Origin of the sequence: Vibrio sp. 10N.222.54.E6 (genome assembly GCF_041473955.1) — a bacterium.
Classification (GTDB): Bacteria; Pseudomonadota; Gammaproteobacteria; order Enterobacterales; family Vibrionaceae; genus Vibrio; species Vibrio tasmaniensis_A.
Map to the genome: position 1 here is coordinate 35720 of NZ_JBFRTD010000029.1, position 12876 is coordinate 48595.

Sequence of the window (12876 nt, forward strand, 5' to 3'; positions counted from 1 at the left end):
CTCAACAATATTGCGTAAAGGGTTAGCTACTCTAGGAGTAAAGTGACCAGTGTTGACTTTGAATACGAGCAATGAAGTGGCGTAGATCGCCTTCAAGTGGTCGATCTTCTACGATAAATTCAAACTCTTTAAGCACTTCGTCGCGAATGTGCTTTAGGTTTTCACTCATGTGGTGCTCATCAAGCTCATTGTGGCGTTTACGAAGCTCAAGCGCTTGTGTCCCCGCCAGAAGTGATGCTGCCGCTACTTGTTCAGTCAGTTCAAGAACGCGTAAGCAGTCACGAGCCGCAATAGTGCCCATGCTGACTTTGTCTTGGTTGTGACACTCGGTTGAACGAGAGAACACGCTTGCTGGCATGGTGTGTTTTAATGCTTCTGCTGTCCAAGCTGAAACGCCAATCTGTACCGCTTTGAAACCGTGGTTGATTGGTTTACGTTCGCCTTCAGCACCGGTTAGGTTAAATGGCAAGCCGTTGTTGAACTTGTAATCCATCAACTGCGCCATTTGTCGATCAAGTAGGTCTGCAAGGTTGGCTACCGCTGTTTTTAGTGTATCCATTGCCATTGCGATGTGGCCACCGTAGAAATGTCCACCGTGCAGTACGCGCTCATTGTCGCCATCGATAATTGGGTTATCGTTAGCGCTGTTGAGCTCGTTCTCAATCATTTGGCGTAGCCAAGGCAGAGAGTCTTGAACCACACCAATCACATGTGGAGCACAACGCAGTGAGTAACGATCTTGTAAGCGATCACTGTTGCGTGGCGGGCGATCTGCTTGTAAGTCATCACGTAGCCATGCAGCAACTTGCTGTTGACCCGGATGAGGCTTCACTGCAAACAGCGCCTCATCGAAATGGAAATCGTTGCCTTGCATACCTACAGACACCATTGCGGTGATCTTAGTCGACAGCTGAGCTAGGTATTCTGCACGTTTGTAGGCGATACAAGCTAAAGCCGTCATTACTGACGTGCCATTCATCAATGCTAAGCCTTCTTTTGGCTTAAGCTTGATAGGGTTAATCCCTAGCTCTTTGTAAACGTCACTAGTAGGGCGAACTTCACCTTTGTAGATGACATCGCGCTCACCAATCAGGGCAGCTGCCAGATAAGACAGCGGCGTTAAATCACCACTGGCACCAACCGATCCTTCTTGAGGAATACGCGGTGAGATATCTTGATTGATCAGAGTGACGATCTGGTTGAGCAAATCGTGCGTCACACCAGAGACACCTTGTGACAATGAACAAAGACGTGTCGCTAATACGGCACGAGCTTGCTCATGAGACAGTATTTCGCCTAAACCACAGCCATGAAAGCGCGTTAGATGCAGTGGTAATTCATCAACAAGGTTTGGCGGAATTGCAACGGTACATGAGTCACCGTAGCCCGTTGTCACACCATAGATCACGCCTTCTTCTTTCAATAGGCGTTCTAAAAAAGCGACACCGCGGTCGATCTTTGATGTGAACTCATTACTTGAGTTCATCGAGGCTTTTGCGCCTTGTGAAATAGCGACAACATCCTCAATCGTGAGGCGTTCGGCACCAAAGGTGATGCTATTTGGATTTTTTTTCGTCATGGTGCTTGCTCAATGTCCAAAAGTTAAAAAAGTTGTACCACTGAAGCGGTGCTTTCAGTGTGTAGTGCTGAAGTCGGTCTGCGTATTTCTGCACGACTTGCTGTAAAGATTGTTCGCGAGTCTTCCTTGGTAGCTCTATCTTGTCGCTGAAATGCTCAAAATAGACATTAAAATGCGGTTTGGTTTGTGAGTCATCTCGTAGGCCAAACAGTAAGAATACTGGCGCTTTGAGAACAGAGGCTAACATAAATGGCCCTTGAGGGAAGGGAGCTTCTTTACCCAAGAACTCTGCCCATACTGAGCGACTCTCTTTGCTGGTGGAGGTTCTATCGCCAACGATCACAATCCATTCACCTTGCTCCAATTTTTGTTGCAACAAGATGGCGGTATCAGGGCCCATCGATGTCACCTGAATCAGGTTTAAATCAGATTGTGGGTTTACTGCTTTCATCACCGAATTAAAGCGTTCGGCGTGTTCCGTGAAGACCAGCGCATTGATTTTGATGTGTGAGTGTCGACGTCCCAAAGCTCGGCACAACTCGATATTACCAAGGTGAGAACCCAGGATTAGCACACCTTGCTGGTTTTCCACCATACTTTCGAATTGCTCTTGACCATGAATAGTCAGGTTATCGACTGAGAAATCACCTTTCCATGCGGCTAATTTGTCTAGCATGGTGTGGCCAAACGAAAGCAGGTGGTTATAACTGGTTAATTCAGCGGGTAACTCAATATTCTGTTGCTCTGCGTATGTCTTAAGCTGGAATAGGTATTGCTCAGAAGCGTTTCGCGCGCGTTTGCCTGTCAAATGGTAGTAACGCATCACACCGCGCAAAATTAGGTTGAATACACCTCGGCCTAATAGTGAGTACACAGCTAACAACAGTTTGATACCGAGAACTGTGCCGCGCTCTTGAGTTCTGGACCAATGAGGCTGTTCAGTGCTATTTGGTATTTGCTGCGCCTGATTGCTTTCTGAAAATTGTGTCGAAGTCGTTGGGTGATCTTCAGAATCTGATTTGAAGTGACGAGCAATCAGCTTAGGGGCTCTTGGCAGCATGCCGAAGAACAGTCGAGTATGCATCCAACTGATTTTTACGTTGTCCCACAGCGCATCGAAATGAGAGACACCATTTTCAGGGTAGATGACTCGCGTCTCAATGAAGTCAATGTCGCAACCTTCCCAGTATAAGCGAACCAGAATCTCGATATCGAAGTCCATTCTCGAACCGACATCGTATTTATTCAGTACTGTTTGTGTCTTATCGATTGGATACGCTCTAAAGCCACACATGCTGTCTTTAATTGAGAGAGATAGAGTTTCTATCCACACCCAAATATGTGTCGCGTAGCGCCCGTAGAGCCTTGCCTTCGGTACGCTATCGTCATAGACAGGCTGACCTGAGATCAGGCGCTGGGGCTTAGCTTGTGACGCTTCGATTAATGCGGGTAGGGCGTCTAGGTCATGTTGACCGTCAGCATCAATCTGAATGGCATGACTAAAGCCGAGCTCCTGTGCTCGCTTGATGCCAGCCTTTACGGCACCGCCTTTGCCTTGGTTCTGCTCAAGCGTCACCAAGGTTACGTTTGAATTCTCTACTAAGGGAGCCAGAAACTGTTTCGTGGTGAGTTCACTGCCATCGTCAACGATGATGATCGGCAACTCAAAATGATGGAGTGACGACACCACTGCAGGCATGGTTTCGCCGTGGTTAAAGCACGGAATTAGGAAGCAAGCTTTGTAGTCGCTTTCTTTTGTTACGTGTTGAGAAGCAGTCTCAGCAGGAGCGCTATTCACTTTTCTCTCCCAGCTTCATTTTTCCTGAAGAGTGGGTCTGTTCACCGCTGTTTGAGGTGTAGCTGAAGCTCAGCTTGTCTTTGTCAGCATCCCATTTGAGTGATAGCTGGATTGTGGCGTCAGGAAGGATAGGCTCTTGGAATTTGATGACCTCCATACCTTTAAAGTAACCAGGGACATTTAACTCTTGGACAGCATAGTGAAGTGCCCAGTCAATTTGTGTCACACCGGGAAGAATAGGGAAGCTCTTAAAGTGCCCCTTAAAATCGGTGATGTCTCCGGTAACATGGAGTGTCAGGGTCGATTCTTTCTCTACAGTGTCAACAGCAATGACGTTTGGTTTTCTCTTATCCATAGCGTGTGCTTAGAATCCTTGGGCTAAAATGGGTCTTCTGACAAAAATATAAAAGATAATCTCAGTATAAAATGCGACCAGTGATTTTTATGATTTGACGAGCTGCTCTATGTGAGAGGTTAGTCGCTTGCCTTGGCTGTTGAGGGGGATCTCATCAACAACACGATACTTTCTTGGAATAGCGATTGGCTCTAACCATTTTCTGAGTTCTGAACGTAACATTAACCAGAATTTACCTTTACTCATGGTTGCGAGAGTCGCTTGGCCTTCCTCTGATAATACCAAAACTGACGCCAAGATTAAGCGTTCAGGCTCTTCAAAGGGAATGACCACACACTCGCTTATCCAAGGTAGTTGCTCCAGTCGCTTTTCAACTTCAACCAGTGATACTCGTTTTTCTTCTATCTTGATCACTCGGTCGGTTCGGCCTTTCAATATAAATTGATTATCTGAGACCATTTCGCACTCGTCTGCGGTTTGATACCAGTTGTTTTTGTCGATGTACGGCGACAATAACTTAATGCAATTCTCACTATTGAGACTGGCCTTAATACAGTCAAAAAGCTGCCAAGGTGTTTGAACGCTCTGTTGCTGACGAAACGCGATGCCGCCGGTTTCTGTGCTGCCAAACACTTCGATAGGTAAATGCCCAAGCAGACCTCGTGATTGATGAGCCGACTCGGTAGGTAAAGGGCCACCAGAAGAGAATACCCCCGCTAGATGCGTAGACTTTGTCTCGTGTTTTAATCGTTTGAGTAGCGCAGGGCTGCTGATCAGCACGCTCTGCTTGTTAGCGTGAGACAGGATCTGTTCCGGGTATTCGAGATTGTTTCGAGAAAATGGAACGCTAGAACAAAGCGGCCATAAGATTCGAAACAACAGACCATAGATATGTTGGTGTGAGACGGTGCTGTGGACTTGGTTGTCTTTAAGCAAGGCGCCCCAGTTTTTATCTAGCTGAGCGATTTCAATATCTAGGTGTTCTAAGGTCTTATGGATTGCTTTTGGTGTACCGCTTGAGCCTGAAGTAAACAAGGTCAATTGGATTGCTGCTAACTCAATGGCGGGAAGATTATCGGTTAGAGGTTCTCGTATTTCGGTGTCTAATAAGGTTTGGATATTGCGAACTTCATTTATTTCCACTGCACCAATCGCATCATCGACCAACAGACAGTCAAAATGCTCACTCAGCTCGGCAAGCGCACACGGTTGATAGTTACCTGGCAAGATGATGTGTTTGTTGCTGGCTGCGCACGCTAAAAAGGCCACTGAAAATAGGTAGCTGTCTTGGGTGCAAATCGCAACTCGTTGAAAAGGGGATGAAGATAAAAGCTGTACGAGTTGAGATAAGTCGTCGTTAAATGTTTGCCACGAAATCTCGCTATTGTCGTCAAAGCAGACAATACAATCAGGCGATCTGTTCTGACTGAGAAGTTCAGACAAGGAAGTGTAAGAGACGGTTTGGGTCATAACAATTTAACTCTGACGAATGCGCTGTCTTACTACCCACTCTCCTGCAAAGAGCAACCCTGCAAATACATAGCTGAGTAAGCCATTGTATAGGGTCCATATTTCAAGAGGTTGGAAGCAGGTGTAAAGGGCGATAGAGCCATTGATAACAAAGAACAGACACCAAACTTTGGTGACTATTCGTGTGTAATCAACGCCACTTTGTGGAAGTTCTGGCTCTTGGAGGCGAGCAAGCCGCTCGATAATCGTTTGCGGTTGCCATAGGCTCGAGGCGAACACAACCAGCATACAAACATTAACGATGACGGGGTAATAAGTTAGCCAGCCGTGCTGTTTGAAGGTTAACCCTAATGCCAGCAGAACAATTCCGGCACTTCCGCTGATCCAAGCTAGGTGTTTTAGCTCTTTGATTTTAGCCTGACCACCGGTGAAAATGCGGACAGCAAAAATAGCGGCTAAGACGATACCAACGGTTTGTAGGCCAAACTTGTTGAGTCCAAAGTAAACCGCTATTGGATAAGTGAAAAGTATGATTGCCGACAGTAAAGTCAGCAGAGGACGCATTATGCGTCCTTCAATAGTTCAACGACAGACTCGACAACGTCATTAACGGTGCGTACTGCTTTGAACTCTTCAGGCTTGATCTTCTTACCTGTAACGTTCTGTAAGTGAACGACCAAATCAACGGCATCAATGCTGTCGAGGTCGAGGTCGAGATAAAGGTGTGCTTCTGGAGTGATATCTTCAGCATCAAGCTCAAACAGCTCGATAAGCGCATCTTTAACCTGGTTGAATACTTCTTGTTGGTTAGCTTGTGTCATAAAGATCTGTCTAGTTGTTCGTTTTAGATGAAATGTAGTTAGCTAGGTTTTCAACCGATGCAAAATGCTGGCGAGTGTTTGAATCGTCGGCATCGATAACAATGTTGTACTTTTTCTTGATAGCAAGGCCGAGCTCAAGGGCATCGATAGAATCTAATCCAAGTCCATCACCAAACAGTGGTGCTTCCGTTTCAATTTCATCAATGCTCATATCTTCAAGATTCAGTGCGTCGATAATCAGTTGTTTTAGTTCGTTGTGTAATGTTTCCACTTAGGCCTACTTAGTACTTTATCTAAATGCTACTTCAAGGGGGGCGATTCTACATTATGTGATGTATTTTCGAAACGCTGATATCACCAGTTGTTTTATTGATGAGCTAAATATTTTCTTCGGAAGGAAAAATAGTCTGTGCAAGGTGTTGATTGAGGCGCCTTGCTGCCGAAGTTAAGTTATTTGAATTCTCAATAAAAGGTGCGACGTCTATTTTACCTTTCACTGCGATATGAAAAAAGGGTTTAGTGGCAGGAACTTGATACCATTTTTTCTCTTTTGTTAAGAATGTCGGAGAAACTGTAATATGAATCACGCGTAAGTCGGTTTGTGTTCGAGTGGCAATTTGTGCCGCACCACGTTGTAAGGATGGTTCAATTCCTGGCGTTGTGCGAGTGCCTTCAGGGAAAACTAACAATACATTTCCACGCGAAAAGCGTTCTTCACAGCGTTCTAAAAGATCGTCAGGGGTTTGGTTGGGTATGTATCCCGCTGCTTTGACAATCCTCTTCATAAACGGGTTTTCCCATATTGCCGCTTTAACAAGACAATCACATTGAGGAAGTTGAGAGGCGATCAGTACATAGTCAATCAAGCTAGGGTGATTGGCGACAATGATGCAGTTGCGATCTTCGCGGAGCAGTTCGGCGCCATCAATTCGGTAATCAATCGCGCCTGTAAACTTCATTATTTGGCAGAATGCATTGAATGAGAAACGGATTAATCGCTGTGCTTTGAGCTCTCTTTCTATGACGTTGCGAGTCGTTAGGGCGATCGAAGGTAAGATTAAGAAGCTTAAGACTAAGCCTCCCAAACCAAAGATGGTAAAGCAGAGCCCCGTCGCGAATACTCGCCAACATTGGCCTACTTTGCTCATTTCTGTGCACCTGTTTGCGCGTTATTGACCCAGGACCAGTTTTGGTGCTTACCAGCAATAGTCCAATGCTGTGTTCCCAATAGGATATGTTGTAGCGTTTGTAGGCCTTGCGGTAAATCAGCTGCTGAGTTGTCTCTAACTTTGGGGGTGCTAGCGATTGGTTTACTTGTTACTGCTCTCGAAACCGAGTAGTCACTGCCTGCTGTGAGTACTAAACCTAGAGCGTAGTCAGCATAGTGCTGATTTTCATATTCTCGATATACATCAGGCAGAGGTTGGTCGAAGTCAATGACGAGTACACGATGTGACGGATACTGATGTAGGTAAAGATAAGCTTCAATCAGGGCGTTGTGAAAGGTATCTTGCCCAGCAGCGATAGAGGTCAGTGGAATCGGCGCTTTTGCAGCAATCGTTGTTAGACCTGCAGCGGTGTTGTGTACCGATTGGGAAAACGCCATTGGAGAGGCGTCGTCACCTTCTAATATTGATTGAATTAAAGTGGCTGTTCGGTGGAGCTCACCATGTCGACTGGCAAAAACCAGATAATCAATCGAGGTATCTTTTAATAGGGTTAATGCGGTTTGGACGGCCAGTTTGCTTTGCAGGCTCATTCGGCGGCGCATCATAGGAGGGATGGCTTTAAATTCAGTTGAGCCATTTTGTGGCCAATCTAAATGAGTGCTCCACGTTTGCCACTCGGCAACGGAATAGAGGCCTGGCGAATTTGCTGACCATTTTTCAATATTAAACGACATTAATTGGGATTGATTTGACATAGAGTATTGATTTACTTTGGGTCTAACTAATACTATGCATGCTTATAAATAAACACGGGTAAGGAGTTTAAATGAAATTACTAAAAATAGCCGTTTCAATGTTATTTATACTCGTTCTTGCAGGCTGTGGACGTGTCCAACCTGTAATGAATATTGAGGATACTCCAGTTGCTTTGAATCTTCAAAGTAAACAGGTGAAATCAGCGATTTATGAGTCTGCTGAGAACCGAGGTTGGTTGGTTTCAGAAATTAAGCCAGGCCTAATCCGTGCTGAACTGTATGTCCGTTCACATCATGCTGTGGTTGATATTCCATATAATGATAAGTTTTACTCTATTCTTTACGTCGAATCCGAGAATTTGAAGTACGACGATGGTGAAATTCACCGTAATTACAACCGTTGGGTTAATAACTTGAACGTTGATATTAAACGCAAGCTTGCACAAATGGCTGCTATGTAGCTCTCTATTATTTTAAAGTTAGGTTTTTCGTGTCGGAATATAAATTAGATCCATTTAACGCATTAGAAGCAAAAACAGAAGCGCAAAAATTGTCTTTTGCTCCTATTGTTTTTCATACAGCTCGTACACTTCGTGATTTAGGTATTTTGAAAGCGTTAGATGATGCGGGCAATGATGGTTTACCCGCTGAAACTATTTCTCAAGCAACGGGTGTATCCGAATACGGTGTCAAAGTTCTGCTTGATATGGCGTTGAGTGCTCACATCGTTACTTGGGATAAGCCTCATTATAAAATGGCTAACCTAGGTTTTTATCTATTGCATGATGGCATGACCAACGCAAATATGGATTTCACGGCTGATGTTTGTTATGCCGCGATGATGCATTTAACCGAAGCAATAGAAGAAGGTACACCTGCAGGCCTGAAAGAGCTGGGTGATTGGGAAACGATTTATCAAGGTTTGTCTCAATTACCAGAAAAAGCAAAAGAGAGCTGGTTTAAGTTTGATCATTTCTACTCAGATCGTTCGTTCCCTGTGTTGCTTGAGAAAGTTTTCAGTAAGAAGCCTAAATCGCTGGTGGATATTGGCGGTAATACAGGTAAGTGGGCAATGCAATGTTGTAACTACGACTCTGATGTCGAGGTGACGATTGTCGATTTGCCGCAGCAATTAGAAATGGCAATGGCAAACGCAACACAGCACGGTCATCAAGATCGAGTGACTCCATTCCCCGCTAACATGCTTGATAAACAGCAAGCGCTGCCGACAGGTACGGATGTGTGGTGGATGAGTCAGTTCCTTGATTGTTTCTCGCCAATGGAAATTCTTAGCATATTAAAGCGTGTTCGCTCTCATATGTCAGAAGACGCGACTGTTTATATCCTTGAACTGTTTTGGGATGCACAGAAATACGATGCGGCTTCTTATAGCTTAAATGCGACGTCTCTCTACTTCACTTGCTTGGCCAACGGCAACAGCCGCTTTTACCGCAGTGAAGATTTCCTAGAGATAGTGGAAGAGGCTGGCTTTGATGTGGTGACTCGTACCGACGATATCGGTCTTGGGCATACGCTTCTGGAGCTGAAAGCTAGCGCGAAATAATCATGGTAAACATGGCTTAAATTAATGAAAAAACTGTCAACTCAAGTAGTGATCATCGGAGCTGGCCCATCAGGGTCTATTGCGGCGTCTTTGCTTCATAAAAAAGGCATCGATGTTCGAGTGATTGAAAAAAGCCTTTTCCCCCGTTTTTCTATTGGTGAAAGCCTGTTACCAGCGTGCATGGAAGTGATCGAACAAGCGGGCATGAGCGAAGCTGTGGCTAATGCTAACTTCCAATTTAAAGATGGCGCGGCTTTTCGTAAAAATGGTGTTTATACGGCGTTTAATTTTGAAGATAAGTTCTCTTCTGGGCCGGGAACGACGTTTCAGGTTCAACGAGGTACTTTTGATAAGGTAATGGCAGACTGTGCTGAAGCGCAGGGTGTTACCATTGATTACCAACATGAACTGATAGGCATTAACTTCGCTGAAGACCGTACTATATTAGATGTACAAATACAGGGTGGAGAGCGTTATCAGCTAGAGGCTCAATACGTCCTTGATGGTAGTGGTTTTGGTCGAGTGTTACCCAAAATGCTCGATTTAGAAGAGCCATCACGACTTCCTCCGCGCAAAGCTATCTTCACACATATTAATGATCATATCTCAGCAACGGATAGTGATCTTGAATACGATCGCAGTAAAATTTTGGTCTCGGTACATCCAACCAATCCTGATGTTTGGTATTGGTTGATTCCCTTCAGTAACGGAGTCTCTTCATTCGGTGTGGTAGGGGAACCTAAATTCTTTGAATCATACCCAGAAGACAAGATTTCGGCGATTAAGCAGCTGGCAACAGAAGAGTCGGGCTTGGCCGAGATTTTGGCAAATGCGGAGTATCCAAATCCCGCAGGCGAAATTGGTGGCTATTCTGTCAACGTTAAACATCTTGCAACCGATAAGTATGCATTACTGGGTAATGCAGGGGAATTTCTTGACCCTGTATTTTCATCGGGAGTGACTATTGCGATGAAGTCGGCTCAGTTTGTGGTTGAGTGTGTGGAAAAACAACTCAATGGCGAGAAAGTCGACTGGGATCGTGAATACGCTGAACCATTGATGATTGGGGTAAATACTTTTAGAACGTATGTTGAAGGGTGGTACTCGGGGGCTCTTCAGGATGTGATTTTCTATCAAGAACCAAACCCGAAGATAAAGCAAATGGTATGTTCGATTTTGGCGGGCTACGCATGGGATCAAAGCAACCCCTATGTAAACGAGTCAAAACGTCGATTGAAGACGCTGGCAGAGATATGCCGAAGCTAGATGGTCTATTTAGTATGTAATAGCATGCTAAATGGTCACTATGGTTAGCCATAAATCAAAACAGCCGCAATGCGCGGCTGTTTTTGTATCTGATAATCAGCCTCTCAGCTCGAGTACCAACTCCAGTACGTCAGAATCCAAAGTTTCTAACGAAGTTATCGAGGTTGATACTACTTCAGATCAATGCTGTTCAATCGTCCCATAAAGATAAGCAGCTCAATCACATCTTTGTGAGCTTCAAGCAGTGCTCGTTTGGTTTGGCTGTAGGCTGCGAGTCGACCGTGTTTCCGTATAGAACATACTTTCGTTCTGTATTTGTAATCACCATTCTCAGAGAAAACACGCCATTTAGCTATGTAGCACTCGTCGCGATGTTCAGGGTCACTCTGCGTTGGATTGGGCTTAAATACAATTTTAGGCTCTAAACTATGAGGCAGACGTGTCATGAGATAGGGTTCTTTGAGGACCTTTGGCCAAAACTTGCCCCAAAGCTGTCTACCTAGCTCATCTCTTAATTTGATGGTTTTCTTGAGTGCTTTGTCTTCCCCCATACGAACAAAGCCAACTGAACGATGTAATACCGTATCGTCGGGTGTATGAATGTGGATCTTAAAAGCGGTCTTACCTTTCGAGATAAAGCGGTAACCGGTAGCACCAATTAGATTATTCTGGCTCATAGTTTGCTAAATGATGATTATGTTATTAGTAAGGTTACGACAAATACCGCGAAACCGAAACTAATCCTCATGAAAAAAATAAAGCCTTAACAAAAGTGCTAAGGCTTTATTAGGAAATATGAGTTGATGGTGCTGCTAACTACATGATTTTCTGCATTACATCACCAATTTGAATGCTTCCCGCAAGGCTTGGTTGATCAATGGTGAGTTCAGCTTCGTTTTCATAAACGCGAGAAACCGTCAGGGTGATATCGCTTTGAGAGACCTTATTGCGCGGCAAGCCTCTTTGGTCGATAAATGAACCTGTGTGCCAAAGCTGAAGTTTGTCACCTTGTTGTACACCGTGTATTCGGCCTAAATCAATGGTCACCATATTCCCAAACACCGCGGCAACTTCAGGAAGCGTGATCTTACAAGATACTTCTGATTCTAAGTCCAACATAATATTTCGACTGACACGAAGCATCATACTGCCGTAAGTTGATGCCCAGAAACGAGCACTGCGGGTGTCGATTTCACTGGTCTTAGCAAATGGCCATTTTGCAACTTCACGATAGCTTCGGTTGTAAACCTGATGACCTGTTTTACCATCGAATACCTGCATTTCTAACGCAAATTGGCGATTGATAATGTCGTCTTTCAAAAGCTTCGATTCGATGGTTGCGGTTAAGTCGGTGATGTCACCACCTATGATGTACTGTGCCCCGGTATCTTGTGCGATCATTTTGATCACTTCCGGTCGACGCTTGTCTATGTCGTAATTTGTTGTACCAACAGAGACAAAACTGCGAGATTCTTGCGCCAGTTGTCGGTTAACAACATGGCCAAAATCATCACCAATGTTATAGATTCGACCCATCACAGCTTGTTGTGGAGAGGTCACATCAATATTACCGACCAAAAACGTCTTCTTATATTGGCTGTCATGGCAAGCACTTGCCGAAGGGTAGATGTCTACCCTTGCGGTGATCATGATATTGCCACCGCGTTTCTTCTCTTTTTCTACCAGGATGTAGCGTACTTCATGATTGGTAAATTGAAATTCTTTCTTTTTTGCATCTAAGTAGGGGGTGAGGTTTGCAATACTGCCGATGTCAGCGCCTGAGAACTGTATGGCTTTGTAGACGGCATCCTCTAAGGCGTGAACCCTTGCCGCATCCTCTGACGATACTATGGCCGCAGTACCGGTAACTTCATACCAAGAGGCATGAGTGCTGAAGCTGATGGTTGTCAGTAAACTTATTGAAAATAAGTAATAAATTATTTTTTTCATCTATTCGTTACCAGTTGGGTATAAATATTGCTTAACAAATATTTATAAGCTTAAAGCTGACTCAAGTGCGTTTTTCATAATCTGAACCATTAATGAAAAGCAAAGATTGTTCCAACATTGTAATCCATTGAAAAGAGTCATGGCGAGAA

14 protein-coding genes are annotated in these 12876 nt (G+C 44.6%); 3 read left to right on the top strand and 11 right to left on the bottom strand.

Annotated features, from left to right (window positions below):
- Positions 1 to 31: 31 nt before the first annotated feature.
- From hutH to AB4513_RS17295, 9 genes are all read right to left on the bottom strand, one after another.
- Positions 32 to 1579 (bottom strand): histidine ammonia-lyase, encoded by a 1548-nt coding sequence (gene hutH, locus AB4513_RS17255; protein ID WP_009848596.1) that lies wholly within the window; start codon positions 1577 to 1579, stop codon positions 32 to 34.
- Positions 1557 to 3377 carry a glycosyltransferase gene (locus tag AB4513_RS17260; protein ID WP_009848595.1) on the bottom strand — a complete coding sequence of 607 codons (1821 nt, stop codon included), beginning with the start codon at positions 3375 to 3377 and terminating at the stop codon, positions 1557 to 1559. The genes hutH and AB4513_RS17260 overlap by 23 nt, the downstream gene beginning before the upstream one ends.
- Complete coding sequence (locus tag AB4513_RS17265) at positions 3370 to 3732, bottom strand: 3-hydroxyacyl-ACP dehydratase (RefSeq protein WP_009848594.1); 363 nt, start codon at positions 3730 to 3732, stop codon at positions 3370 to 3372. The genes AB4513_RS17260 and AB4513_RS17265 overlap by 8 nt, the downstream gene beginning before the upstream one ends.
- Positions 3733 to 3819: 87 nt before the next feature.
- Positions 3820 to 5202, bottom strand: a complete 1383-nt coding sequence (locus tag AB4513_RS17270; RefSeq protein WP_102257954.1) for an AMP-binding protein — start codon at positions 5200 to 5202, stop codon at positions 3820 to 3822.
- A gap of 6 nt (positions 5203 to 5208) precedes the next feature.
- Complete coding sequence (locus AB4513_RS17275; protein ID WP_009848592.1) at positions 5209 to 5766, bottom strand: septation protein IspZ; 558 nt, start codon at positions 5764 to 5766, stop codon at positions 5209 to 5211.
- Entirely contained in the window at positions 5766 to 6023 is a 258-nt protein-coding gene (locus AB4513_RS17280; RefSeq protein ID WP_009848591.1) for an acyl carrier protein, read from the bottom strand. Before AB4513_RS17280 ends, AB4513_RS17275 begins: the two co-directional genes overlap by 1 nt.
- Positions 6024 to 6033: 10 nt before the next feature.
- A complete protein-coding gene (locus AB4513_RS17285) occupies positions 6034 to 6294 on the bottom strand; it encodes a phosphopantetheine-binding protein (protein WP_009848590.1) in 261 nt (86 codons plus the stop codon).
- 106 nt (positions 6295 to 6400) lie between these two features.
- A complete protein-coding gene (locus AB4513_RS17290) occupies positions 6401 to 7171 on the bottom strand; it encodes a 1-acyl-sn-glycerol-3-phosphate acyltransferase (protein ID WP_009848589.1) in 771 nt (256 codons plus the stop codon).
- Entirely contained in the window at positions 7168 to 7947 is a 780-nt protein-coding gene (locus tag AB4513_RS17295) for a beta-ketoacyl synthase chain length factor (protein WP_170962735.1), read from the bottom strand. Before AB4513_RS17295 ends, AB4513_RS17290 begins: the two co-directional genes overlap by 4 nt.
- 71 nt (positions 7948 to 8018) lie before the next feature.
- Here AB4513_RS17295 and AB4513_RS17300 point away from each other — a divergent pair, with 71 nt between their 5' ends.
- The 3 genes from AB4513_RS17300 to AB4513_RS17310 are packed head-to-tail and all read left to right on the top strand — an operon-like array spanning position 8019 to position 10777.
- A complete protein-coding gene (locus tag AB4513_RS17300) occupies positions 8019 to 8408 on the top strand; it encodes a hypothetical protein (protein WP_009848587.1) in 390 nt (129 codons plus the stop codon).
- A gap of 29 nt (positions 8409 to 8437) precedes the next feature.
- Positions 8438 to 9511, top strand: a complete 1074-nt coding sequence (locus AB4513_RS17305) for a methyltransferase (protein ID WP_009848586.1) — start codon at positions 8438 to 8440, stop codon at positions 9509 to 9511.
- Positions 9512 to 9535: 24 nt separating this feature from the next.
- Positions 9536 to 10777: an NAD(P)/FAD-dependent oxidoreductase gene (locus AB4513_RS17310; protein WP_102257953.1), complete on the top strand. Its 1242-nt coding sequence runs from the start codon at positions 9536 to 9538 to the stop codon at positions 10775 to 10777.
- 170 nt (positions 10778 to 10947) lie between these two features.
- On the opposite strand, the gene AB4513_RS17315 is transcribed toward AB4513_RS17310, so the two are convergent.
- Positions 10948 to 11454 carry a hypothetical protein gene (locus AB4513_RS17315; protein WP_009848584.1) on the bottom strand — a complete coding sequence of 169 codons (507 nt, stop codon included), beginning with the start codon at positions 11452 to 11454 and terminating at the stop codon, positions 10948 to 10950.
- Positions 11455 to 11593: 139 nt separating this feature from the next.
- Positions 11594 to 12727 carry a flagellar assembly protein FlgT gene (locus tag AB4513_RS17320; RefSeq protein ID WP_009848583.1) on the bottom strand — a complete coding sequence of 378 codons (1134 nt, stop codon included), beginning with the start codon at positions 12725 to 12727 and terminating at the stop codon, positions 11594 to 11596.
- Between the last annotated feature and the right edge of the window lie 149 nt (positions 12728 to 12876).